This is a genomic window from Sediminicola luteus (genome assembly GCF_002514735.1).
Taxonomy (GTDB): domain Bacteria; phylum Bacteroidota; class Bacteroidia; order Flavobacteriales; family Flavobacteriaceae; genus HQA918.
Window position 1 is genome coordinate 998,098 of sequence record NZ_NBWU01000001.1, and the last position, 24,467, is coordinate 1,022,564.

Consider the following 24,467-nt stretch of genomic DNA (forward strand, 5'->3'; position numbering starts at 1 on the left):
TCAACAAAATCATAAATTCGTTACAATCTTGGCGGAACTCTTCTTCATGGCCAATGTTTTCGTAGCTTTGCGAAAATTTTTTAGCATGGCGCTATTCCATTCACTTCAAGTAGAATCCGTAGAATCATTGACCTCCGATGCCGTTAAGGTAACTTTCGGAGTTCCCGAGACCCTTCAGGCCGATTATCGCTTTAACGCGGGGCAATATGTAACCCTGAAACATCCGGCCGATGATTCGGTGCGTAGGGCCTATTCCATTTGTTCGCCCAGCCATCAGAAAGGCAATTTCTCGGTGGGGATCAAACAAATCGAAAACGGACTATTCTCTTCGTATGCCAACAACAGGATCAAGGCAGGAGATACCTTAGAGGTCATGGTACCCGAAGGTCGTTTTACCTACGAAGCCAGCGGAAAACCACAGCATATAGCCGCCTTTGCCAGTGGTAGTGGTATTACGCCCATCATGTCCATCGCCCATGCTGTGCTCACCGGAAACGAGCAGAGTACCTTTGTATTGGTGTACGGAAACCGCTCGAATGAAGACACCATGTTCCTGTCTGAAATACAGCGCCTTGAACAAAAATATACTGATAGGTTCTTTGTACAACACCTGCATAGCCGCTCCTTGGCCGATGGCGCCCTCTTTGGCCGTATCGATCAAGGCACGGTGAACCTTATCGTTAAAAATAAATTTGCCGAACGCAGTTTCGATGCCTTTTACCTTTGCGGACCGGAGGGGATGATTCAAACCGTGAAAAACACCCTTTTGGAAAATGGGGTAGCTGAAGACCAGATCTTCTTTGAGCTCTTTACCACCTCCGATACCAAGGCCAACATACAACGTGGGCCATCAGGCTCCGTACAATTGAAGGTTACCGCCGATTTCGAGGATTTCGAAATCGAGATGCCCGCCGGAAAAAATGTCCTCGATACCGTGCTCGATGCCGATATCGATGTCTCCTTTTCTTGTAAAGGGGGTATCTGCAGCAGCTGTATGGCCCGGGTTACCGAAGGCAAGGCCTCTATGGTGAACAACCAGATCTTGACCGATAGTGAAATTGAAAGCGGACTCATACTCACCTGTCAGGCACATGCCGAGACCGATACCTTGGCCGTAGACTTCGACGATGTATAGTCATAGAAGTTGTTTATAGTGCCTATACTATTTATTAATGATACCTTATATGACATTCGTCAGTTTATGGCGTATATTTGTGAACTATTTGGACTAAATCCAAAGTCGTATGATAAAAGTATCTGAAACAGCACGAAAAAAGGTAGTCTCCCTTATGGGCGAGGAAGGTTTCGATGCCCAAAACGACTATGTACGTGTAGGCGTTAAAAGTGGGGGTTGCAGCGGACTGTCGTACGAGCTTACCTTTGATAAAGAGGTGGCCGAGGCCGATAAGGTTTTTGAAGATAATACGGTACGTATCGTGGTAGATAAAAAGAGTTTTTTATACCTCGTAGGTACCACTTTGGAATATTCCGGAGGTTTGAATGGCAAAGGATTCGTTTTTAACAATCCGAATGCCCAGCGTACCTGCGGATGTGGCGAGAGTTTCTCGCTCTAATTTGACAATTTGAAAATGAGATAATCTGCCAATTGATACATTTTCAAATTGGTACATGGATGGGTTATGGCATATACTGAAGAAGAATTAAAGAAAGAACTGGAAACCAAGGAATATGAATATGGTTTCTATACGGATATAGAGTCGGATACCTTTCCGAAAGGATTGAACGAAGAGGTGGTGATCGCCTTGTCCAAAAAGAAGGAAGAACCCGAATGGATGACCGAATGGCGCCTAGAAGCTTTCCGTATATGGAAAAGCATGGAAGAACCCGATTGGGCCAATGTACATTACGAAAAGCCCGACTTTCAGGATATCTCCTACTATTCCGCTCCCAATAAAAAGCCCAAATACAACAGTCTCGACGAGGTTGACCCCGAGTTGTTGGACACCTTTAAACGTTTGGGTATTTCCTTAGATGAGCAAAAGAAACTGGCCGGGGTGGCCGTAGATATCGTAATGGACTCCGTTTCGGTGGCCACAACCTTTAAAAAGACCTTGGCCGAAAAAGGTATTATCTTCTGCTCCATATCAGAAGCTATCAAAGAGCATCCGGAATTGGTGCGTAAACACCTCGGTACCGTAGTACCCCAACAAGATAACTTTTACGCAGCCCTAAATTCGGCCGTGTTCTCCGATGGGTCGTTCTGTTACATTCCCAAAGGGGTGCGTTGTCCTATGGAGCTTTCCACTTATTTTAGGATCAACCAAGCGGGTACGGGTCAGTTCGAGCGTACTTTGGTAGTGGCCGACGAAGGCAGTTATGTCAGTTATCTCGAAGGTTGTACCGCTCCGTCACGAGACGAAAACCAATTGCATGCCGCTGTGGTCGAACTTAAGGCCATGGACGATGCCGAGATAAAATACTCAACGGTACAAAACTGGTATCCCGGTGATAAAGAAGGAAAAGGAGGTGTTTTCAATTTTGTTACCAAGCGTGGTTTATGCGAAACCAACGCCAAAATCTCGTGGACCCAGGTAGAGACCGGTTCTGCAGTAACCTGGAAATACCCCAGCTGTGTTTTGAAGGGAAACAACTCGGTAGGGGAATTTTATTCCATTGCCGTGACCAATAACTATCAGCAGGCCGATACGGGTACCAAAATGATTCACTTGGGCAAAAACACCAAGAGTACCATTATCTCTAAAGGTATCTCTGCCGGTAAATCGCAGAACAGTTACCGCGGGTTGGTACAGATTCAACCCAGGGCCGAAAACGCCCGTAACTTTTCGCAATGCGATTCGCTCTTGATGGGAAATAGCTGTGGGGCCCACACCTTCCCGTATATCGAAGCCAAAAATAAATCGGCCCAGATCGAACACGAGGCCACGACCTCCAAAATCGGGGAAGATCAGATATTCTATTGCAACCAAAGGGGTATAGATACCGAAAAGGCCATTGCGTTGATCGTAAACGGTTTTAGTAAAGAGGTATTGAACAAATTACCCATGGAATTTGCCGTAGAGGCCCAAAAATTATTAGAGATCAGCCTCGAAGGTTCGGTAGGTTGATCCCAAAATCGATTTAACTATTACTACATATGTTACAAGTTAAAAACCTACATGCCGGGGTAGAGGACAAAGGAATCCTGAAAGGCATAAACCTAGAGGTAAAACCCGGAGAGGTACATGCCATTATGGGACCCAACGGTTCGGGCAAGTCTACCCTTTCGTCGGTTATCGCCGGGCGCGAAGATTTTGAGGTTACCGAAGGGGAGATTCTTTTGGAAGGTGAAAACCTAGAAGATGTAGCCCCGGAAGAGCGTGCCCATAAAGGTATTTTCCTATCGTTCCAATATCCGGTGGAGATTCCTGGGGTATCGGTGACCAACTTTATGAAAACCGCCATTAACGAAAGTCGTAAGGCCAAAGGGCTCGAAGAAATGCCTGCCAACGAAATGTTGAAACTCATCCGTGAGAAATCGGCTTTGTTGGAGATCGATCGTAAGTTTTTGTCACGCTCGTTGAACGAAGGCTTTTCGGGAGGTGAGAAAAAGCGTAACGAGATCTTTCAAATGGCCATGCTGGAACCCAAACTCGCCATTTTGGACGAAACCGATTCCGGACTCGATATCGATGCCTTGCGTATCGTAGCCAATGGCGTAAACAAACTTCGATCCGAAGAGAACGCCATTGTGGTGATTACCCACTATCAAAGGCTGTTGGACTATATCGTTCCTGATTTCGTACACGTATTGCACGATGGTAAGATCGTAAAATCGGGTGGCAAGGAACTAGCTCTGGAGCTCGAGGAAAAAGGATATGATTGGGTAAAAGCCTAAGACTTAAAGGAGTTTATGGTTTACAGGGTTTATAGTTCTCCAATTATGGCCTTTGAAAACCTAAAAACACAACAGTGAAAACTAGAAACATCAAACGAAGTTTGATAAACTAGAAACTGAAAAAGCATGGATTTAAAAGAAAAACTGGTCTCCTCCTTTATGGTATTCGAAAATCGGGTCGATATCGATCATCCGGTGCACGATATCCGTTCCGAGGCCATCAAGCAATTCGAAGAAAAAGGTTTTCCTTCCAAAAAGGAGGAAGCTTGGAAATATACCTCGCTTAAAAGTCTTCAAAAACACGATTTCAGCTTGTTTCCAAAAGAAGTTGGGGCCTTGGAGTACAAAGACGTTAAAAAATATTTTCTGCACGAGATTGATACCTATAAAATCGTATTCGTAGATGGGGTATATAGTTCCTTCTTGTCGGAGACTACCCACGATGGGGTCGATGTTTGTTTGTTGAGTGCGGCTTTATCCAAAGAAAAGTACGCCCATATCATTGAACGCTATTTCAATAAAACGGCGGCCGCTTCCGATTCCATGACCAATTTGAACACGGCTTTTAGTAAGGAAGGTGCCTACATCTACATCCCCAAGGGGAAAATGCCTTTAAAACCTATTGAGATCGTGCATTTCTCTACAGGTACCGAGGCGGCACTTATGGTGCAGCCCCGTAACCTGATCATCGCCGATGAAAATGCCGAGTTACAGATTATAGAACGCCATCAAAGCCTGACCAAGAATCCGGTATTTACCAATGCCGTTACCGAGATTTTTGCCGAAAAAGATGCCCGGGTCGATTTTTACAAAGTGCAAAACGACCATAAAGAGGCTTCTTTGGTAGACAACACCTATATCTCGCAACAGACCAATAGTAGGGTCAGTGTGCATACCTTCTCTTTTGGAGGGAATATTACCCGCAACAACCTGAACTACTACCAACACGGTGAGCATATCGATTCTACCTTAAAGGGTATTACCATTTTGGGCGATAAACAGCATGTAGACCACCACACCTTGGTACACCACCAACACCCGAACTGTGAAAGCCACCAAGATTATAAGGGTATTTTCGGCGATAAATCGACCGGGGTGTTCAACGGGAAGATCATTGTGGACAAGATTGCCCAAAAGACCAATGCCTTTCAACAGAACAATAATGTACTGATCAGTGATAAGGCTACCATTAACGCCAAACCGCAATTAGAGATCTTTGCCGACGATGTTAAATGTTCACACGGTTGTACCATTGGCCAATTGGATGAAAACGCCCTGTTCTATATGCGTTCACGTGGTATCGGTAAAAAAGAGGCCCAAGCCTTGCTTATGTATGCCTTTTCCAATAACGTAATGGAAAGTGTGCGTATTCCGGCCCTAAAACTGCGTATTAACCGATTGATCGCTGAAAAATTAGGGGTTGATTTGGGGTTTGATCTTTAACAGAAAGATTCACTAAGATTAGAAAATCTTTCATTCTGGAGGGATATCATGTCCATACCGCAATGAACGAGATTTTTCGTCCTTTCGTACTGTCGAATTGACCAGCGCAGTCATTTCGAGCTTAGAGAGAAATCGCATCCAGAACTGATATTCACTCAAAGGTTTCAGATTATCTAACTGATGATTCGACGATTCTGCACTGCCTAAGTTTCGAAGTTGCAGCAACAAACTAATACCTTAACTACATCCTCCTAAACATGATGCGATTTCTCGGTCGTTACCTCCTTCGAAATGACTGATACGGTCCTAATTGATAACAATCTCGTCCAAGAAAATCCAGCTCTTACCACCGGGATTGGGGTGCCAATTGGGGTTGCGCAGCGGACTTTTTACCCGTACCCGAACATAATTGGCTTGGCGGGAAGGGAATTCGATAGGAAAGAAATCCATACGTACGTTAGTATTGGGTTTTTCCTTAGGGAAATCGAGATGCGCGACCTGGGTATAATTTTCTCCGTCGACCGAGGTCCAAACCGTGGCCCCGGTTGGGAAAAATATCCAATTCGAAGGGGTGGAGAGTGCCCCAATGGAAACCGAAGAGATATTACCCCCTTTTTCGAGTTTTAAGGTCGTGGTGGCATGGGTGCCTTCGAAGCCCATCCATTTGCCGTCTACAAAATTGATGGTGCCCCGCCTTCTATCGGCCAAGGTCTGTGCGCCTGTACCCGGATATTTTTCATGGGGTTGCGGTTGTTGGCCTGTTACCTCAGCCGGATATTTTATTTGGGTAAAGCGCTCTTGTGCCACCTCGCTCAAGGCCCACCCCCTTTTATGCGCTATGGCCTTTAGTTGTAGGCTTTTATCAACCACCAATTGTCCTTCGTATTGGGTACTGGTGGTATCGGGTTCGGTACCATCGGTTGTATAATGGATATTTACCCCTTCAAAGAAGTTCTGTAATTGCACCTGGACCGTATCGGTAAAGAAATTGCCACTGGCCAATATGAGTGGCGGTTCTACACTGGAAGCGGCAAAGACCGAATCGTGAATCTTCCCTAAAACCAAATTGGGCCGCGACTTTGACAATGCTGTTAAATGGGGTGCCAAACCTTGGGAGTCCCATAGGTACAATGACCGTAACGCCTTCATTTTTTCCAATAGGGTTAGTGCAGTACTATCTAGATCCGTTCCATAGAGGTTCAAACTTTCTAAATGGGGCAATCGCGACAGCACCTTAAGGGTCTCGGCATTCACATCGGTTTGTTGCAATTGTAGTTTTACTAGATTCTTAAAGCGTTTGAGTGTGCCAGAGATTGTATCGTTGAAATTACTGTAGCCTAAATCGAGCTCGACGATATGCTCGGCCAACGGTTTTAAGGCCGAAAGGCTATTCTCGTCCAAATCTTTTTTATGGGCCAGACTGACCCGTAATAAGGGATTGCCCTCGGCCAATGGATAGACCGAAACCCCTTGGCTCTGCAACTCCGTCAGTTCATCGCCATCAAAGGGTGCTAATTCTTGAGCCAAAACGGCCAAAAAGGTGGTGTCTTGTTCCAATTCGCCTAAAATATGGGCCATTTTTGGGGATTGTGCCAAATTCCCCGCTTGGCAATCGGTACAATGGCCATGGGTGGCCCACCAATCCAGCAAAGCGATTTCTTCTGGACTTAGTTGTACCTTGCCCTTGGGTGGCATATGGGCATCACTGTCCAAAGGGACATGTAAACTGGCACCTAAAAGCGGCATTTTCCCCTGAAGTGAATCTAGAACAGAGCCGTTATCGCCCCCTGCCCTGAGTCCGGATAGGGTACTCAAATCCAAGCCCCCTTTTATTTTTTTTGGATTATGGCAGCCCACACATTTGGCATCTAGGATAGGCTGCACGATATCGGCATAGACCTGGGCTTTGGACACATCGGTAATTACCTGGGTATCCGAAGCGGGTTTAGCGGTCAAAAAGTCTTCCCCGTGGGTCATACTTCCGCCATAATGCCCGGTTAAGGTTATAAGTACCAGCGCTAAAACTATTTGTATACCATATAGTATTTTATTTGATTTCCTCTGAAAATATAGTGCCAAACCGTTAACGATGGTAAAGGCCACCGCCAACCAACGGTGTGTATCGAGCAAACCACTTTCGTAACCCGTACCATTGCCCAAGATCCAGCCCGTTACTAACGACAAACCGGAAGTGATAAAAGAAACCCATAGAATCAGCCGTACCGTACCCTTATGATGTTGCTCGGGTTTCCATAAACCGTAACCTTCCAAGAAGGCCACTAGCATTATGGCCCCAATGGGCAGGTGTACCAATACCGGATGGAAATTTCCTATGGGAAGGGCGAGTAGGTTCATGGGCGGTCAGTTAATTAAGATTTCATCCAAAAAAAGCCAAGGGGTGGTACCGGCACCATCGTGCCAATCGGGAATACTTGCCAAGGGCTGAATAAGAATGCTGAGTTCGGTATAGGTGCCTTTTTCAATGGGTATGCTAATTAGGGCTACTTCTTTGGCCTGGGAACTGGCGGCCTCTTTATATAGTACGGCCCCTACGGCATCCCCCTTATGAAAAACGACTATATGGGAAGGGCCAAAAATCCAGGATCCCTGATCTTCTAAAAAACCTACTTTGACTTCTTCAATTTCTAAAGGGGATTTTAAGCGTAAAATCAGCTGTAGGGAATCGGTTTGGAAACCCATCCAAGCGGAATTGCCCCGAAATGCAGTACTGCCCCGCTTAAGGTCTACCAATCCAGACGGACCAAGGCCCTTATAGCTTTCATGAGGCCTTTCGCTAGTTTGAATGATAGCCGTTCGTATATCGTATCTTATTTTATCTACCGTCATGCTAACGTAATCACTACTTTGTAATTCCGGATGAAACGCCTTGGCCATTATTTGACTGCTTTGGGTTAAGGTGAGTGGGCCATTATACAAGGCATCGGATTCGGTTACTTCTTGCCCATCGGTGCGATACCGGATTTGGACATCCGGATAATCGAGCTGCAACTGAACTTGTACACTGTCGGTAAACAACTGACTGCTAGCCCAGAGTTGGGGTGGGGCCAGTCCAAATTCTGACATGGCGTTGAATTGCTGTCCATAGACCAGGGGGATCATCAACAAGAAAACAAAAACACTTCTCATTGGCGTATCAATTTAATAGGATAGGTTTTACCCGCATTCCATTGGGCTACATAGAGGTTTTCGTCTTGATCTACGCAAACATCATGCGGATGCTGGAATACCTTTACCGTTTGGTACATGGGCGTCAATCCCTTGTCCGTGTAATGTGGTCGGCAGCCCCCTGGCGCAGAAACCAATCGGTTTTTTTCGTCAAGGATCGATACAAAACCAGTACCTTCGGAACCGTCGCCACTCCAAATCGTAGCTAAATAGACCTGATTACCTTGTATTACGGGCCTACAGATAAAAGCACCCGGAAAATCGTAACGTTCCAGATACTTACCATCCATACTAAAGCGTTTTAGGCTATTTTGCTGACGGGCCGTAATCAATAGGCTTGGGTTGTTCGCATCGCGATTATCGATACAAATACCATGGGCATTGTTGAAATGGGCATCGGTTGCGCCCCTACCACCAAAAACGTTCAATAACTCCCCTTTGGCATTATAATGCATAATGTACTGCAAGCCGTAACCATCGGCCACATAAACATCGCCGTTGGCGGCCACAGCTGTTTCGGTTGGAATGTACTGTTCTGGTTTTTCGTATTTACCACTATCGGCCGGGTAAGGAAAAACCTGTACGATCTGCCCTTCTAGCGTGGTTTTGATTACCTCATGACGGGCATTGTCTGAGATATACAGAAAATCTTCCCCGTTTTCCACGTTTAAGGTGAGCCCGTGTGCCCCAGGGAACTCGGTGCCCCAAGTCTCGATCAATTTTCCCGAGGTATCGTAAATGATGACATTGTTCTGGGTATGGTTGGTCAGTAATACGATACGCCCTTTGGAATCTTGCACCATTTCGTGGCAGTCGTTCACCGGATATTTGGAGCTGTCCAAAGCGCCCCAGTCCATATCTATTTTATACCGATGGGTACCATGGCCGATTACCAAGTCTTTATAGGGTTGTAAGGCGGCTAGGGCCGATGGTGCCGCTACCAGGCCCAAGGCGGTCAACCCCGTTTGTTTTATAAATCCCCTGCGCTGCATTAGGCCAAAATATCTTTTACCAGTTTGCCATGTACATCGGTAAGTCTAAACCGCCTTCCTTGGTATTTATAAGTTAGTTTTTCATGATTTATACCCAACAAATGCAGCATGGTGGCCTGAAAATCGTGTACATGTACCGGATTCTCGGTGATATTATATCCAAAATCGTCGGTCTCGCCATAGACCATGCCCGGTTTTATACCCCCACCGGCCATCCACATACTAAAGCTACGCGGATGATGGTCCCGGCCATAATCGGTATCGGTCAGTATTCCCTGGGAATAATTGGTACGACCGAATTCACCGCCCCAAATGATCAAAGTATCTTCCAAAAGACCCCGTTGCTTTAGGTCGGCCACCAAGGCGGCGGAGGCCTGATCCACATCCTTGGCCTGTTTTTCTATGGCCGCGGGTAAATTAAAATGCTGGTCCCAACCCATATGGTACAATTGTATAAAACGCACGCCTTGTTCGGCCAATCGGCGCGCCAATAGGCAGTTGGCCGCATAGGTACCCGGCTTACGGGCCTCTGAACCATACATTTTATAGATATAATCGGGTTCACCACTGATATCCATCACCTCGGGTACCGAAGTTTGCATACGATAGGCCATTTCGTATTGGGCGATACGGCTTTGGATCTCTGGATCGCCAAAATCTTGATAATGTTTATCGTTCAAAGCGGCAATACGATCCAACATCTCCCGCTTACCGGCCTTTGACATACCGTTTGGATCGTTTAAATAGAGTACGGGATCCTTCGCAGCCCTGAACTGCACGCCTTGGTGAAGGGAATGTAAAAACCCGTTGCCCCATAATCGGGTGTATAAAGGTTGTCCGGCAGGCCGACCGGTACCCCGGGACAATAATACCGTAAAGGCCGGTAGATTGTCGTTCTCGCTGCCGATACCATAGCTTAACCAAGAACCTATACTGGGTCTACCGGGTTGTTGCGAACCGGTTTGGAAAAAGGTGATGGCCGGATCGTGGTTAATGGCCTCGGTATACATGGACTTTACAATACAGATATCGTCGGCCATTTTTGCGGTATAGGGTAACAAATCGCTGATCCATGCGCCACTTTTCCCATATTGTTTAAAGTCGAACATAGAGCCGACCATGGGAAAACTTTCTTGGTTGGAGGTCATTCCGGTTAGGCGTTGCCCATCGCGGACCGATTCGGGCAGGTCTTCTCCCCTACGTTGGTTCAATAAAGGTTTGTAATCGAACAGTTCGTATTGCGAAGGGCCTCCACTTTGGAACAGGTATATGACCCGTTTGGCCTTGGCCGGTAAATGGAGGGCATCCAGCTCCCCCTTGGTACCAAAACCACTTTGGGCCACCAATTCGCCCGAGGCATCCTTGGAAAAAAATCGGTACCCCAAGGTGGTCGCCAAGGCGGCCCCACCGATACCGAGGGCAGTTTTACCCAAAAAAGCCCGGCGATTCAAGTTCAAGGCCCTGTCTTTGATAATCTTTTTTTCTCCCATGGCTATCCCCTTGAAATGGTTTCGTCTAAATTCAATATCGTCTGTACGGTAACCGCCAATGCGGTGAGTTGTTTTTTGTCTATGCCGTCGGGTACCTGGGCCATACCAATGGACAAATACGCTTCGGGCAACAATTCCTGGGCCTCAATCTGCTGTAATGCATCCGCATAAAAGGCTTCCAGCTGTTGCAATTCTTCCGGTTGTGGTTTTCGGGAAGTTGCCTTTTCGAAAATGCTTGAAATCTGGTTGCCCACATCGGAAGGGCCACCCACATACGATTGGGCCATTACCCGGGCCGCCTCGATCAGTTGGGGATCATTAAGCAAGATCAAGGCTTGCAGAGGTGTATTGGTTTCTTGCCGTTTTACCGAACATATATCGCGGCTAGAGGCGTCGAAGGTCATCATACTCGGGGGCGGCACGGTACGCTTCCAGAAGGTATACAGGCTTTTACGGTACAATTCGTTTCCGGTACCTAATACATAAGATGCCGTGGTACCACCCCCTCCTCCAGTGGTTTCTTCCCATATCCCTTCCGGTTGATAGGGTTTTACACTGGGGCCACCGACTTCTTTATGTAATAAACCACTCAACAGTAAGGCTTGATCGCGTATGGTCTCGGCGGGCAAACGCAACCTAGAGGCTCGGGCCAACCACAGGTTCTCTGGATCTTTTTCCAAGAGCTCATCCGACAGTTTGGTTGTTTGTTGATAGGTAGCTGAAAGGGCCATATATTTTAATAGGGCCTTCATATCCCAACCTTCATTCTGGAATTTTAGGGCGAGATAATCCAACAATTCCGGATGCGTGGGCAAGGCACCCTGGTTGCCAAAGTCATAACTACTGGCCACCAGTCCCTGACCGAACATACGCTGCCATAGACGGTTTACCGCCACCCGCGCTGTTAAAGGATTTTTCGAATGGAAGAGCCATTGGGCCAATCCCAAACGGTTTTTTGGAAACTCAGCAGGAAAATCGAGCAAAGCTTTTGGGGTATTCGGGGCCACGGCATCGCCATGCTGGTCGTATAAACCCCTATTCAAGATATAGGCCTGTCGGGGTTTTTCCATTTCTTCCATCACCATTATAGGTAGGGTTTTGCCCTCACTTTTGGTAAAATTGACAAAGTCGAGCACCCCATCTACTTCTTTCTGACTTAGATTGATAACCGGCACCGGAATAACACCGGAGGGTACCAAACCTGCTTCAGGCACATTATTGAAGAAACTAAAAAGCTCAAAATGCTCTTTTTGGCTAATGGGGTCGTATTTATGGTCGTGGCAACGGGCACATTCCATGGTAAGGCCCAAAAAGGCAGTGCCGAAGGTATTGGTGCGATCTTCTACATACTCTACCCGGTATTCTTCGGGAATAACCCCACCTTCACCGGTTATCTTATGATTGCGGTTAAACCCTGTAGCCAAAATTTGATCGAGGCTTGCATTCGGAATCAGATCACCGGCCAACTGTTGGGTAACAAAGTCTTTATAGGATAGGTTTTCGTTAAAGGCATGGATTACCCAATCGCGCCAAGGCCACATGGTCCGTTCAAAATCGTCTTGGTAGCCATGGGTATCGGCATAACGCGCAATATCCATCCATTCTGCAGCCATATGTTCGGCATAATCTTGGGAAGCCAAAAGCCGATCGACTACTTTTTCAAAGGCCTTGGCACTTTGATCCTTGACAAAAGCGGCTATATCTTTTGGTGATGGGGGTAATCCGGTAAGATCAAAACTGACCCTGCGGATCAATTTTTCCTTACTGGCCGCATCGGAAGGTTGCAAACCTTTTTCTTGTAAGGTCTCAAAAACAAAGGCATCGATCTCATTTTGGGCCCAATCGGTTTTAGTGGGTACTTCTTGGGGCTCTGGGGCCACAAAGGCCCAATGGGGTTTATACTCGGCCCCTTGCTCGATCCATTTTTCCAACAAGCGTTTTTCGTAGTCGGTCAACGAAAGGTTCGATTCCGGTGGCGGCATACGCAAAGTGGCATCGGTAGCATTGATCCGGGCCACCAAGCTACTTTTTTGGGTATCGCCAGGTACTATGGCCGCATGATCTTTGAGTTCCCCTAAAGCAGCATAAGCGGTTTCGGCCGTATGCAAGGACAAGCCCCCTTCAATGGCATTTTGATCGGGGCCATGGCAGGCAAAACAACGGTCGGAAAGTATAGGTTTGATATCGAAGGTAAAATCGACCTTCTCCGGCAACCGGACCTCCGTCAAGTCAGACCCGCTGTTCCCGGAAGCTTTTTGGCCTTGGTTACAGGCCATAAAGGCAACTAAGCCACATAATAGACCTATGCCGCCCATAGTTCGCAATCGTTCGGTTCGCCTCATCATCAGCTTTTGAATATTTCAGTATGATCTACTTATTTACCAGGATTTTTGGGAAACTCCAATCCCCGAATTATCCTTACATCACTTTGCTTTAGTCAGGACATTAATCCTGCTTTTGGGTAAAACTAGAATAAGTGATTTGTAAAAAACTGCTATAATTTACAAACATTATGCTCATTTACACATCCAAGGCCAAGAGATTGCTTCCCATAAACTTTCATCTTCCTGAAAATAAGGTAGGTACAAGGCCAGTACTACTATTACAAATTGAAGGGATATTGGGTATATCGGGTTTCCTTCCTATGCATGACTGCTTGCAGATTAACGCTACAAGCAGTCCCACATTGCTGGATTCAGGAAAAGCCCATTATTGGTAATAAGTAGTTTCCCCTCATTTATATAGAAGTTTGGATTCCCATAAACTAGGCACAACCCTACTAAAATGGAAGCGATCTCGACGGATTACGTCTCACTAAAGACCAAAGTCTTGTATAACTGTATAAAAACAAGTGTATTACTCCCATATTAAAGTTGAAAAACAATATAGGCTGTGGCGTCTACACAGATAATTTTTACCACAATTGCCCGTACTAAAACTAGGCGGAAATGGGTTATATCACTTGCCTGTTACGGCCTTGTGAATGGCATCCATAAGGCCATTATCTTCTTTGGTGTCTATGCCCAATTCCCAAAACATGAGTCCGCCAATCTTTTGATCACGTACATAATCTACCTTAAGGGCCAAAGATTCGGCATCGTCATATGAAATATAGATGCTATCGGTAGGGCTGTAAAGATAGGGTGCTTTGGCCACGGGATCCCAATGGCGCGTAAACCCATTTTTCGATTCGTATTTCTCGCGGATGTCCACATAGGGCAACCAGTGTACGAATACCCCTTTGTTAGGTTGGTATAGTCCGTTTCCTTGGGGTGGTACCCCTTTATAGGCCCTGCCATAAAAAGCGCCACCTATGACCAATTTTTCTTTGGGCACCCCTCGTTTTATACAATAATCGATGATGTTTTCAACCGAACCTGGTTCCCATTCACGACCCATATCTGCCCAGGCCTTTTTGGTCTCCTGTACCAAATCATGGGCCGGATAACCTTCCATATCCGATTCCTTTAGCCAACCCAGCGGGGTATGGTGACCCGCATAGGGGGTATTCCCCCCGATTTGGTCGTAGGTCATCACATTCATATAATCGATATACGGAATCACTTTCTCCAATTCAATAAAATCGTAATAGGCCTTCCACCCGGCTGAGGCAAAAGACAACAACTGCGGCCGTTCTAGGGTATCCAAAGCTTCGCGTAGGCCTTTCATAAGTGCGGTGAAATTTTGTTTGTCTTCCGGAAGGGCCTCTATCCCAGCCTCATCACTGGTGGGGTATTCCCAGTCCATGTCCATTCCGTCGAGGTCGTATTCCTTAATAAAAGCTATGGCGCTTTCAATAAACTTGGCCCTACTTTCAGGGGTCTCGGCCATAGGCGAAAATCCGCCCGAGCCCCATCCCCCACAGGCGATCATGATCTTTAAATCTGGATATTTGGCACGTTGGGCCACCAATTGTTTTAATTTCTCATCGTGGCCCTCATCTTTAAAAGCCATTTTGCCATCGATGACATGGGAAAACGAGAAAATGATATGAGTGAGTTTATCCAAAGGGATTTTGGCCGCATCGTAATTGGCTTCAGGCACATAGTAGGCCATTACCTGCATAGGGTGCTGCGTTGATTCTGTGGTAGTCTCCGGTTGGGTTTGGGTTTCCTTTTCCTTTTTCTCAGACTTACAGGCCGTTGCCATCAATACTAGGGCCAAGGCCCCGGCTATATTTTTCCAGTTCGATGCCATTTTCGTGTGGATTTAGTTTTTGGTAGGCGATAAAATACGGCTTATCGCAGCAAGGCGCAAGTTTGTTCGCTAGATGATAGTGGCTTGAACGAAATAGAACCTATACACCAAGGAACTAATCTGCAATAGCTGTTAAGATTTATGGTGGAGAACACAAATAATGGGATGTCTCTTGACATAAATGACAACCCAAGGATTCAACAATTACTAAAACAAGTTATGAGTGAGGAGTTATAGGTTATGCCGATTAAACTAACTTTTTACCTCGAACATCGTACCTACCGCACTCATTTTCAAATCTTCAAATTAGCAAATTGCTACATTGTACATTAATGAATTGCTATATTAATACGAATTTCACGAATTTTTCCTTCGTAGCTTGTATTTCCCACTACGTATCCAGCCCTTATTCCTTACCCATCCAGACCCAGTTCAGGTTGCGGTATTGGTAGGCTTTTTCGCCGGTGGCTTTTGAGCTTCCTTTCCATTTGCCTTTTTTGGCGATGGCCTGTAGTTGGGTTTGGGCAAAGGCACCTTTTTCATAGTCGTAACTTACCCCATCGTCGTTATACAGGGTATACGTACTTGGTTTTTCGCCATAATGGCGTACTTCGAGACTGTTTTCATCTTCCTCCGATAACATAGGGATTATACCGCCATCCTTTACGTAAAGCGGAATTTTCGATAATTCGGTCGTAATGGTAATGGTCTCGCCGTTTCCAACATACTTACCGGTATAAAAATCGTACCAATTACCTTGGGGCAATACCACTTTACGTTCTTCCTCACCCCAAAATACTGGGGCTACCAGTAACGAAGGTCCCATCATATATTGGTCGGTCACCTCAAGCTTTTCTTGCTCGGCATAGGGGTTTTTTACGCCATCCAATATGGCTTTTGATAAAGATTCTTGGTTGGTATAGCCTTCCTCCAAAACCATAGCCCGAAACGGTGGGATACCTTGGGTTTGATACGCATGGAATGCGGTGTACAGATACGGCAGCATACGCTTACGCAGCTTGATTACATCGCGGGCCATATCGGTTACCTCAGGGAAACTCCAAGGTTTTTTGCCCGAAGACCAAGCATTGAGCATCATCAGCGGCGAAAAACAAACGGTCTGGAATCTACGGATCCATTCTTCGCCAGAACGGGCATTTCTGATCTCGGGGGTCCATAGCAGCCCGGCTAGTGACGAATTGACCAATGCGGTCACGTAACCTTTGTGCCCATAATAATCGCTATAGATTACGGCATTTTTACTGGCCGCCCCAACATAAGACGAGCGTACTAGGTTATAGGTACGTTTATTCTGCTTTTTAAAATGATCATCGAAGGCATCTTGCATAATCAACCCATAAAGCTGACGGATCTCTACGGCATCGTTACCCGATGGAAAAGTGGCATGATCGGGCCACAACCACTGGTCGTACCCGTCTACCTCATCTATTTTATAACCACTGACACCTAGCGAGATATGGTTTTTTTGATGGTGCTCCAACATCAGTTCGCGGGCTTTAGGCAGGGTATAATCGGGTACCTCGCCCAACCAAACCATATGGCTTCCGGTATAGGGTTTAATGTCGTTGAATAGGGTAGAGCTCGGTGCGATATAGGGATTTTCCCATAGGTTTACTTTAATATTCTTATCGGCAAGACCTTGAACGAATTTCTCCGGATTCGGAAAACGACCCGGGTCCCAATCAAAAGAGCAGGGATAGGCAAAACTTTGCCAACCGGGTTCCAGGCCTACGACATCCAACGGAAAATCGTGTTTCTCAAAAGCCTCGATCTCGGCCATGACATCGGCATCGGAGCTTTTGGTATGTAGGCGATGCCAAAACCCGAGTCCCCATTTTGGGGGTAAGGCCCCACCGCCCGAAAACAGGTTATAACGTTGTACCACTTCCAAAGGGGTTTTTCCGGCAAAAACATAAATTTCCAATCCGGAACCTGCCACATTGGCCTCTATGGCATCGGTTTGTGGGCGCGCCGGCCAATTCTTGCCCGTGGTACGATCTATCGGGGCCGGATTTTTGCCATCCTTATGGTTACCCACACCCACATGGATCTTTACCCGTTGGGGCGCATTGATCAACACGCCATACCCGGCACTCGATACATAAAAGGGTACCGGGGCATGGGTAAAACCCTTTACCCCGCCGTAATGGTCCACTTTTAGGGCATATACATTTTTGCGACGGTTCAATCCTTGGAACTCCAAGCCCAGTCCGTATATTTTTTCGGTTTCTCCCAAAGGCATACGTACACTGAAAAGACTAGGGGTCTTTTGACCCAAGGTCGCTTTTTTGTCCAGCGGAAAATCGGGCTCCCCAAGATCTTGTAGGCCTTCCAGTTTTGGCGCCGCCGCATAATCAAAGGCATTAAGTTTTAAAGCCCCCATTTCGGCTTTCCAAACCCCTGGGGCCACTTTTTCCCATTGCAATTGCTGCATATCGCTCAAATGGGTCTGGGCCTGTACGCCCATTAAGGGGATTAGGAAAAGGTAAAAACGGAAGAAATGTCTCATGGTGGTCTGGTAAAAATTGAAGTGTCCAAATTAGTTTATATTGATGTATAGTATGCGATTATTAACTGGGGTATTTTGTTATATTCCTGTTTTACAGTACAATACACAGGATGAACTGGTGGCTACTGGTAGGGTTATTGTTGCTGTGACCACGATTGAATTCCTTATGCAAATTCCTTGTATCTTGTCCGTGGCATCCAAACCACTAGAAAGCCTTTCTTATGAAAAAAGTAATAGTCATTTTTGTTTGTGTATTGGGAATGCAGTGGGGCTATTCCCATGAGCAACCGATACGTTTAGGGGTGGTTGGACTCACGCATGCCCATGTGGGTTGGATACTGGAACGTGATACCAGTCTTACCGATATACGTATGGTCGGTATCGTAGAACCCAACCAAGATTTGGCCCAACGTTATTCCGAACAATTCGGATTCCCTTTAGAAATGGTCTATGCCGATATCGACAGTATGCTGGATGCTGTTAAACCCGAGGCCGTTGCGGCATTCAATGACATTTATGGGCATTTGGAGGTGGTTCGTGCCTGTGCGCCCCGCGGAGTCCATGTCATGGTGGAAAAACCTTTGGCAGTAAGCAATGCCCATGCCAAGGAAATGGCCCAACTGGCCCAGAAACATGGCATTCATTTGCTGACCAACTATGAAACGAGTTGGTATGCCAGTAACGAAAAAGTGTATCGTAGCCTAAAGGCTGGGGCTGTTGGTCCGGTGCGAAAAGTGGTTATCCGAGACGGACATAAAGGCCCCAAGAAAATTGGGGTAAATGCCGAATTCTTGGCCTGGCTTACCGACCCCAAATTGAACGGTGGCGGGGCACTAACCGATTTTGGCTGTTATGGGGCCAATCTTATGACTTGGCTTATGGATGGGGAACGACCTAAATCTGTCACCGCCATTACACAACAAATGCAGCCCGAGAATAACCCGAATGTCGATGACGATGCCACGATAATCTTGACCTACGATACGGCCAACGCCACCATTCAGGCCTCTTGGGACTGGCCCATGGGCCGCAAAGATCTTGAGGTGTACGGACTAACCGGAGCCCTCTATGCCGATAGCCCCAATCGTTTTCGAATCCGGAAGGCCCAAGGGTATAGCGACTATAGCGAACAAGTACTGGATTTGGAAGATAGGCCGGCACCATGGAATGAACCTTTCGCCCTATTTGCAGCAGTAATCCGTGACGAAATTACCCTAGAAAAATACGATCCCTATAGTTTGGAAAACAACCTGTTGGTGGTCGCCATTTTAGAAGCCGCCCGTACCAGTGCTGAAACCAAACGGACTGTTTCCCTGAATTAATTCAAGTTGAGAAAGATGATGAAACTGATAAAGAAGCTTCTTTTTATACTCTTTGGTTTAATTCTATTGCTGTCCCTTTGGCTCGTACTCGCCGACAGAACCTATCTGGTTGAAGCTGTCCGGGTAACTTGGTTACAGGGTAAAGGCGATGTGACCATAGACGATTTTAGGTTGCAAAAGACCCGTATCGTAAAAAAAGGTAGGCCCCAAACCTGGAAAAAACATACCGATTATAATAAAGTTACCCTATCGCCTGAAATTCGACAGCTACACGACAGTCTGCAAAGCCTGGCATTTTTGGTCATCAAGGACGGTAAACTTTTACAGGAGCGATACTTTCGAGAGGGTGGCCCCGATCATGCTACCGGATTGTGGTCGGTAACCAAAAGTTTTACGGCTATGATGATGTTAAAGGCCATTGAGGAAGGTCATATTGGAAATGTAGACGACCCCTTGACCCAATATTTACCTGACTGGCCCGTTACACAAGATCCGGCCTTGACCTTAAAACATTTAGGTAGTATGAATACGGGCTTATTTTGGGACGAACAGGCCCACGACCCATTGGCCCTGATTACCAAACTGAATTTTACCTCGGATCTGGAGGCCTTTGTTCTGGAGGATATGTACGCCGTAAGCCCACCCGGGACCAAACAGCATTACAATTCCGGCGGCACCCAAACCTTGGGATTGGTCTTGGATCGTATACTCCAAAACACCACCATTAGCGAGTATTTCGCCACACGTTTTTGGCAACCTTTGGGTTGCGAAAACCATGGTCAATTCCTTGTTGACGGCCAGGGTTTCGAGAAAACCTTTGGAGGTATGGTGTCCACCGCACGAGATCTGAGCAAGTTCGGCCAATTGCTATTGAACCGTGGCCAATGGCAAGGTAAACAGCTACTAAGTGAAGCGAGTATCCGTCAGCTCACCACCAAACCATATAACAATACGACTTACACCTTCGGAATGTGGACAGGGGCCTTTGAAGGAACGCCCTTTTACTACCTATCCGGCTTTTTAGGGCAGGTCTGTATCGTAGTACCAGAACATAATCTCGTCATTACCCGACTAGGTCACAAAGCCACTGCAAAACCCCATTTGGAAGCTGTTTCGCCCGATGTGTACGATTATATTGCCGAGGCCATACGCATTTCCAATGATTCACTTGATTAGTTCAGATAATAACCAAGCTGCATATATGGTTATTTGCAATGACCAAATACTACCCATACCCTAGCCCTTACTTTTTTAATTTGGCCCAAGGAACATAAAAACCTTTCCATGGATAAACAGGCCTTCATCAAACAAAAATTTGAACGTAACCAAACAGCCTTACGTTTAAAACCCAGTCTAGGCCTGGGTACGGCTATTTCGAAAACCAAGATCAGCGGACTCACTTGCGAATCTACCGAAGGTACTTGGTCTTTCATTACCGATATGCCCGAACAAATGGGCGGCGCGGCAGCCGGGCCTACACCCGGGGTCTTAGGTAGGGCCGCCTTGGGCAGTTGTTTGGCCATGGGCTATATGCTTTGGGCATCCAAAATGGAAATCGAGATCAATTCTTTAGAGGTAGAGGTTCAAACCGATTATGACGATGGGGCTTTATTAGATACCTCAACGGCCTTCCCCGGATATTCCCAGGTGCGATATGTGGTGCATATAGAAAGTGAAGCTTCGGAAGCAACTATAGCGCAATTACTGGACAAAGCCGATGCCCATAGCCCCTACCTCGATGTATTCTCACGGGGGCAAAATTGTGTACGACAGACAAAAATCATAACCCCTAAATCTTAAGGTATGGGTCCGGAATTACAACGAAGGGTACAACGATACGGTTGGGACAAGGCCGCCAACTTTTATGAAGATTCGTGGCAAGAGCAGTTGCGGCCCGCCCACGATTTGGTCATGGCCCATTTAGATCCCGAACCGGGTCAACATATTTTGGAATTGGCTGCCGGTACCGGTCTGGTCAGTTTTCGTATGGCCCAATCGGTGGGTATAAATGGTCAGGTGTTGGCTACCGACATTTCAGACAGCATGGTAACTATCGGAAATTCGAGGGTAGAAAAACTGGGGCTAGAAAATATTAGTTTTGAACGGGCTGAGGCGGAAAAGCTCTCCTATCCCGACGCACATTTCGATAGTGTGGTCTGTGCCTTGGGCTTGATGTATTTCCCGCACCCTGAACAGGCTCTAGCAGAAATGTACCGGGTGTTACAAAAAGACGGTAAAGCCGTGGTTGCGGTCTGGGGAAGTCGGAAACACTGTGGTTGGTCCCCGATTTTTCCGATAGTAGATGCCCGAGTAAAAACCGATGTCTGCCCAATGTTCTTCCATTTGGGTGAAGGCGGGGTATTGGAATATCATTTTGAACAGGCCGGTTTTCGTGAAATCAGTTTCGAGAAAATTAAAACGGAACTACACTATGCCTCTGCAGAAGAAGCCTGCGTGGCTTCCTTTTTGGGCGGCCCTGTGGCCATGGCCTATTCCCGCTTCGATGAGGTAACCAAACAAGAAGCCCAAAAAGAATACATTCAGGCCTTAACCCCTTTTAAAACTGAAAATGGATATAAAGTTCCCGCCGAATATGTGGTTTTGAGTGCCATAAAATAAATGTTTCAATCCGCGATAATCAACCTAGTTTGGTCTGGGGAAACCAAGGTTTCCGAATCGGGAAAATCGCTAAAAGTGCGGCCACGATGATCAGGTTCTTCATAATGTATTGCCCCACTAGGGTCAGAGAAACCGGTGCCGACCCAAAAGTAACCTCGGAAAGCAATACCAATGGCATAAAGGTGCCCAACATATGAAGCAAGGCCAAGGTAATGGTACATTTCGGACACAGACCTATAACCAACATAAGGCCAAGTACGGTTTCCCATAGGGCAAGTATCAAATACGAAGTTTGGGTGGGGATCAGACCCAGGGTGAGTAAATCTATGGTGTCTTTGGCTAGAACCTCGGCCGGACTCACCTCAGGGAAAAATTTTAAGGCACCGAACCAGATATAGATAATTCCAATACTGACACGGATCAAACGGTAACGCCAATCGGGGCTTGCGGTCAACTTCATAGGGCGGTAATTAAGGGCAAGACGGTAGCTTGCAGTGTAGTTAGCCCCTAAATATGCGAAAAATCTATAGTACTATCAAGAAAACCTATCAACACGAAAACGTTTGCGTGTAACAACAATAAAAAGTCCGGGTGTTTTTCACACCCGGACATACTTTTTTTAAAGGATAGGAAGTCTACTCCTGCAGTTTTTTGGTCATAAAGAAGCCGACCAACAAACCAATACCACCAAAGGTAAAGATTGCACTTGGGTAAACGGCATCGTTAAGGAAGCCTGATTGTTCCAGAATAGCGGCGATGAAAATACCAATACCCAAACCGATCATTAAAAGCGAAACGTTTAGTATGAACACCTTCCAAAAAGGCGTAAGACGTTTGGCTTTATTAAAAAAGATAGAGGCATCGGCACCTTTTTCTATCAAGGCCAAGCGTTCTTTGTTGCGGGCACTGATGTAGAGGTAGAACATACCGAATACAATGCCAAATAATGCGGGTACTATAATTACTTCTGCTCCCATAACTGTCGATTTTTGATGTTTTTAATTTCGTTTGTTTGGCGGTTTGACGACACATAGATTGTGTAGGTTACACAATTATCATTTTATTATTGGTGTTATCCGAATAAAAGGCCCGAAAAGCCATTTCAAGTCACCACGATTTTGCACGAACCTTAAGCTGTTTGGTAAGTTTCTCAACCATTTGTGATGTGGGCTGTTACACAGAGTTTCACTGAGAAGCCACAGAGTTGCGCAGAGGTATTCTATCCCCAATTAAACTATTCAACACCTTCACGATTCATCAGTAATTAATTTCTATCTGACACGAATTTCGCTAATTACTCGAATAATGGGGCTAATTTCCGACAGTTATTTTTCCAACTAAAAAATGAAGCTGTTTCACAGAGGTATTACTTTGCCAATTCAATAAAACCAGGTTTTACCATTTTCAAATCTTCAAATTAACCCATTATCAAATTGCTTCATTGCTACATTGATTAATTGGTACATTGCCGCAGGCGTACACGAATTCCACGAATCTGCCCAGGGATTACCTGTTTTCAATTAAACGATGCAACTACTCAACGATTAAACAGCCGAATAAACAAGTTTAGACCGCTAAGCCCTACCTTTGCAGTTCAATAGTGTACCTATGTTGGACGTATCCGTTATTCGAAAAGATTTCCCGATTCTAGACCGTCAGGTTCATGGTAAACCTTTGGTCTATTTTGATAATGCCGCCACTTCACAGACCCCAAAACAGGTGGTATCGGCCATATCGGACTATTATTTTGGGTATAACTCCAACATACACCGGGGCGTGCACCGCCTATCGCAAGAGGCTACCGACGCCTACGAGCAGGCTCGTATCAAAATGCAGCACCATTTTAACGCGGCCCATGCCCATGAAATCATTTTGACCTCGGGTACCACCCACAGTATTAATTTGGTGGCCCATGGTTTTGGTGCCCTTTTAAAAAAGGGGGACGAAATCATAGTCTCGGCTTTAGAACACCATTCCAATATCGTGCCTTGGCAAATGTTATGCGAGCGTACCGGGGCCCAATTAAAAGTGATCCCCATGATGGAAAATGGATCGCTTGACCTAGAAGCGTATGGCCAATTGTTGAACGAAAACACCCAATTGGTATTCTGTAACCATGTTTCCAATGCCCTGGGCACGGTAAACCCTATAGAAAAGATCATTGATATGGCCCATGGGGTAAATGCCGTCGTATTGATCGATGGCGCCCAGGCCGCACCACACATACAGGCCGATGTACAGGCCTTGGATGTAGATTTCTATACCGTGTCGGCCCATAAAATGTGCGGACCTACCGGAGTAGGGCTATTATATGGCAAAGAATCTTGGCTGCGTAAACTGCCCCCCTATCAAGGTGGGGGAGAAATGATCGCCGAGGTCAGTTTTGAAAAAACCACCTATGCCGATTTGCCCCATAAATTTGAGGCCGGGACCCCAAACATAGCTGGGGGAATTGCCTTTGGGGCCGCTTTAGATTATATGCATACCATAGGGTTCAAAGCCATTGCTGAATATGAGCAAGAGCTGTTGGACTATGCCACCGAACAATTAAGTGCGATTGACGGACTGCGTATATACGGTACCCAACACCCTAAAACCGCGGTGATTTCCTTTAATTTGGAAGGCGTACACCCTTATGACGTGGGTACCATTTTAGATCAATTGGGCATTGCCGTACGAACCGGACACCATTGTGCCCAACCGATAATGGACTTCTACCAAATTCCCGGTACCGTTAGGGCCAGTTTTTCGTTTTATAATACCAAGGCCGAAATCGACGCCCTGGTCGATGGGGTAAAACGGGCGAAGATGATGTTGCAATAAGGTAACCCT

The 24,467-nt window shown here is 46.3% G+C and carries 19 protein-coding genes; 10 read left to right on the forward strand and 9 right to left on the reverse strand.

From position 1 onward, the window contains the following. Positions 1 to 85 precede the first annotated feature (85 nt). From B7P33_RS11015 to sufD, 5 genes are all read left to right on the forward strand, one after another. Positions 86 to 1,135: a ferredoxin--NADP reductase gene (locus B7P33_RS11015; protein WP_097442317.1), complete on the forward strand. Its 1,050-nt coding sequence runs from the start codon at positions 86 to 88 to the stop codon at positions 1,133 to 1,135. Between the two features lie 109 nt (positions 1,136 to 1,244). Further along, a complete protein-coding gene (locus B7P33_RS11020) occupies positions 1,245 to 1,574 on the forward strand; it encodes a HesB/IscA family protein (protein ID WP_097442015.1) in 330 nt (109 codons plus the stop codon). 66 nt (positions 1,575 to 1,640) lie between these two features. After that, positions 1,641 to 3,086, forward strand: coding sequence for a Fe-S cluster assembly protein SufB (sufB, locus tag B7P33_RS11025; RefSeq protein WP_097442016.1), 1,446 nt, complete (start codon positions 1,641 to 1,643; stop codon positions 3,084 to 3,086). Between the two features lie 29 nt (positions 3,087 to 3,115). Then, positions 3,116 to 3,856 (forward strand): Fe-S cluster assembly ATPase SufC, encoded by a 741-nt coding sequence (gene sufC / locus B7P33_RS11030; RefSeq protein ID WP_097442017.1) that lies wholly within the window; start codon positions 3,116 to 3,118, stop codon positions 3,854 to 3,856. Between the two features lie 126 nt (positions 3,857 to 3,982). Further along, positions 3,983 to 5,299, forward strand: a complete 1,317-nt coding sequence (gene sufD, locus B7P33_RS11035; protein ID WP_097442018.1) for a Fe-S cluster assembly protein SufD — start codon at positions 3,983 to 3,985, stop codon at positions 5,297 to 5,299. A gap of 306 nt (positions 5,300 to 5,605) precedes the next feature. Here sufD and B7P33_RS11040 read toward each other — a convergent pair whose 3' ends face one another. The 7 genes from B7P33_RS11040 to B7P33_RS11070 all read right to left on the reverse strand — a co-directional run bounded on the left by B7P33_RS11040 (position 5,606) and on the right by B7P33_RS11070 (position 17,694). After that, positions 5,606 to 7,654: an FN3 associated domain-containing protein gene (locus tag B7P33_RS11040; RefSeq protein ID WP_097442019.1), complete on the reverse strand. Its 2,049-nt coding sequence runs from the start codon at positions 7,652 to 7,654 to the stop codon at positions 5,606 to 5,608. A 6-nt stretch (positions 7,655 to 7,660) separates the two neighbouring features. After that, on the reverse strand, positions 7,661 to 8,446 hold the full coding sequence (locus B7P33_RS11045) for a chitobiase/beta-hexosaminidase C-terminal domain-containing protein (RefSeq protein ID WP_097442020.1): 786 nt from the start codon (positions 8,444 to 8,446) through the stop codon (positions 7,661 to 7,663). Further along, complete coding sequence (locus B7P33_RS11050) at positions 8,443 to 9,477, reverse strand: NHL repeat-containing protein (protein WP_097442021.1); 1,035 nt, start codon at positions 9,475 to 9,477, stop codon at positions 8,443 to 8,445. The genes B7P33_RS11045 and B7P33_RS11050 overlap by 4 nt, the downstream gene beginning before the upstream one ends. After that, the gene (locus tag B7P33_RS11055; protein ID WP_097442022.1) at positions 9,477 to 10,967 is read right to left on the reverse strand and encodes a DUF1501 domain-containing protein; all 1,491 of its coding nucleotides are present in this window, start codon (positions 10,965 to 10,967) and stop codon (positions 9,477 to 9,479) included. The genes B7P33_RS11050 and B7P33_RS11055 overlap by 1 nt, the downstream gene beginning before the upstream one ends. A 2-nt stretch (positions 10,968 to 10,969) precedes the next feature. Continuing rightward, positions 10,970 to 13,309, reverse strand: coding sequence for a PSD1 and planctomycete cytochrome C domain-containing protein (locus B7P33_RS11060; protein WP_245871754.1), 2,340 nt, complete (start codon positions 13,307 to 13,309; stop codon positions 10,970 to 10,972). Between the two features lie 616 nt (positions 13,310 to 13,925). Then, on the reverse strand, positions 13,926 to 15,164 hold the full coding sequence (locus B7P33_RS11065; RefSeq protein ID WP_216359380.1) for a glycoside hydrolase family 18 protein: 1,239 nt from the start codon (positions 15,162 to 15,164) through the stop codon (positions 13,926 to 13,928). 406 nt (positions 15,165 to 15,570) lie between these two features. Continuing rightward, positions 15,571 to 17,694, reverse strand: a complete 2,124-nt coding sequence (locus B7P33_RS11070) for a TIM-barrel domain-containing protein (protein ID WP_097442024.1) — start codon at positions 17,692 to 17,694, stop codon at positions 15,571 to 15,573. Positions 17,695 to 17,915: 221 nt separating this feature from the next. On the opposite strand from B7P33_RS11070, the gene B7P33_RS11075 reads away from it, so the two are divergent. From B7P33_RS11075 to B7P33_RS11090, 4 genes are all read left to right on the forward strand, one after another. Next, a complete protein-coding gene (locus B7P33_RS11075) occupies positions 17,916 to 19,016 on the forward strand; it encodes a Gfo/Idh/MocA family protein (RefSeq protein ID WP_097442025.1) in 1,101 nt (366 codons plus the stop codon). Positions 19,017 to 19,031: 15 nt separating this feature from the next. After that, positions 19,032 to 20,192 (forward strand): serine hydrolase domain-containing protein, encoded by a 1,161-nt coding sequence (locus tag B7P33_RS11080; RefSeq protein WP_097442026.1) that lies wholly within the window; start codon positions 19,032 to 19,034, stop codon positions 20,190 to 20,192. Between the two features lie 108 nt (positions 20,193 to 20,300). Continuing rightward, positions 20,301 to 20,816: an OsmC family protein gene (locus tag B7P33_RS11085; RefSeq protein ID WP_097442027.1), complete on the forward strand. Its 516-nt coding sequence runs from the start codon at positions 20,301 to 20,303 to the stop codon at positions 20,814 to 20,816. Between the two features lie 3 nt (positions 20,817 to 20,819). Continuing rightward, entirely contained in the window at positions 20,820 to 21,635 is an 816-nt protein-coding gene (locus B7P33_RS11090; protein WP_097442028.1) for a class I SAM-dependent methyltransferase, read from the forward strand. A 19-nt stretch (positions 21,636 to 21,654) separates the two neighbouring features. Here B7P33_RS11090 and B7P33_RS11095 read toward each other — a convergent pair whose 3' ends face one another. Beyond that, positions 21,655 to 22,095, reverse strand: coding sequence for a DoxX family membrane protein (locus tag B7P33_RS11095; protein WP_097442029.1), 441 nt, complete (start codon positions 22,093 to 22,095; stop codon positions 21,655 to 21,657). Between the two features lie 175 nt (positions 22,096 to 22,270). Continuing rightward, positions 22,271 to 22,612 (reverse strand): DUF6249 domain-containing protein, encoded by a 342-nt coding sequence (locus tag B7P33_RS11100; protein WP_097442030.1) that lies wholly within the window; start codon positions 22,610 to 22,612, stop codon positions 22,271 to 22,273. Between the two features lie 631 nt (positions 22,613 to 23,243). Between B7P33_RS11100 and B7P33_RS11105 the strand changes: the two genes are divergently transcribed. Next, on the forward strand, positions 23,244 to 24,458 hold the full coding sequence (locus B7P33_RS11105; RefSeq protein WP_097442031.1) for an aminotransferase class V-fold PLP-dependent enzyme: 1,215 nt from the start codon (positions 23,244 to 23,246) through the stop codon (positions 24,456 to 24,458). The last annotated feature ends 9 nt before the right edge of the window (positions 24,459 to 24,467 follow it).

Excerpts from the sequence above, each read along its gene's own strand:
- sufB (WP_097442016.1), top strand. The coding sequence starts at position 1,641 with ATGGCATATACTGAAGAAGAATTAAAGAAAGAACTGGAAACCAAGGAA.
- B7P33_RS11020 (WP_097442015.1), top strand. The coding sequence starts at position 1,245 with ATGATAAAAGTATCTGAAACAGCACGAAAAAAGGTAGTCTCCCTTATG.
- B7P33_RS11100 (WP_097442030.1), bottom strand. The coding sequence starts at position 22,612 with ATGGGAGCAGAAGTAATTATAGTACCCGCATTATTTGGCATTGTATTC.
- B7P33_RS11095 (WP_097442029.1), bottom strand. The coding sequence starts at position 22,095 with ATGAAGTTGACCGCAAGCCCCGATTGGCGTTACCGTTTGATCCGTGTC.
- sufC (WP_097442017.1), top strand. The coding sequence starts at position 3,116 with ATGTTACAAGTTAAAAACCTACATGCCGGGGTAGAGGACAAAGGAATC.
- B7P33_RS11045 (WP_097442020.1), bottom strand. The coding sequence starts at position 8,446 with ATGAGAAGTGTTTTTGTTTTCTTGTTGATGATCCCCCTGGTCTATGGA.
- B7P33_RS11070 (WP_097442024.1), bottom strand. The coding sequence starts at position 17,694 with ATGAGACATTTCTTCCGTTTTTACCTTTTCCTAATCCCCTTAATGGGC.
- B7P33_RS11085 (WP_097442027.1), top strand. The coding sequence starts at position 20,301 with ATGGATAAACAGGCCTTCATCAAACAAAAATTTGAACGTAACCAAACA.
- B7P33_RS11090 (WP_097442028.1), top strand. The coding sequence starts at position 20,820 with ATGGGTCCGGAATTACAACGAAGGGTACAACGATACGGTTGGGACAAG.
- sufD (WP_097442018.1), top strand. The coding sequence starts at position 3,983 with ATGGATTTAAAAGAAAAACTGGTCTCCTCCTTTATGGTATTCGAAAAT.
- B7P33_RS11075 (WP_097442025.1), top strand. The coding sequence starts at position 17,916 with ATGAAAAAAGTAATAGTCATTTTTGTTTGTGTATTGGGAATGCAGTGG.
- B7P33_RS11050 (WP_097442021.1), bottom strand. The coding sequence starts at position 9,477 with ATGCAGCGCAGGGGATTTATAAAACAAACGGGGTTGACCGCCTTGGGC.
- B7P33_RS11040 (WP_097442019.1), bottom strand. The coding sequence starts at position 7,654 with ATGAACCTACTCGCCCTTCCCATAGGAAATTTCCATCCGGTATTGGTA.
- B7P33_RS11060 (WP_245871754.1), bottom strand. The coding sequence starts at position 13,309 with ATGAGGCGAACCGAACGATTGCGAACTATGGGCGGCATAGGTCTATTA.
- B7P33_RS11015 (WP_097442317.1), top strand. The coding sequence starts at position 86 with ATGGCGCTATTCCATTCACTTCAAGTAGAATCCGTAGAATCATTGACC.
- B7P33_RS11065 (WP_216359380.1), bottom strand. The coding sequence starts at position 15,164 with ATGGCATCGAACTGGAAAAATATAGCCGGGGCCTTGGCCCTAGTATTG.
- B7P33_RS11055 (WP_097442022.1), bottom strand. The coding sequence starts at position 10,967 with ATGGGAGAAAAAAAGATTATCAAAGACAGGGCCTTGAACTTGAATCGC.
- B7P33_RS11105 (WP_097442031.1), top strand. The coding sequence starts at position 23,244 with ATGTTGGACGTATCCGTTATTCGAAAAGATTTCCCGATTCTAGACCGT.
- B7P33_RS11080 (WP_097442026.1), top strand. The coding sequence starts at position 19,032 with ATGATGAAACTGATAAAGAAGCTTCTTTTTATACTCTTTGGTTTAATT.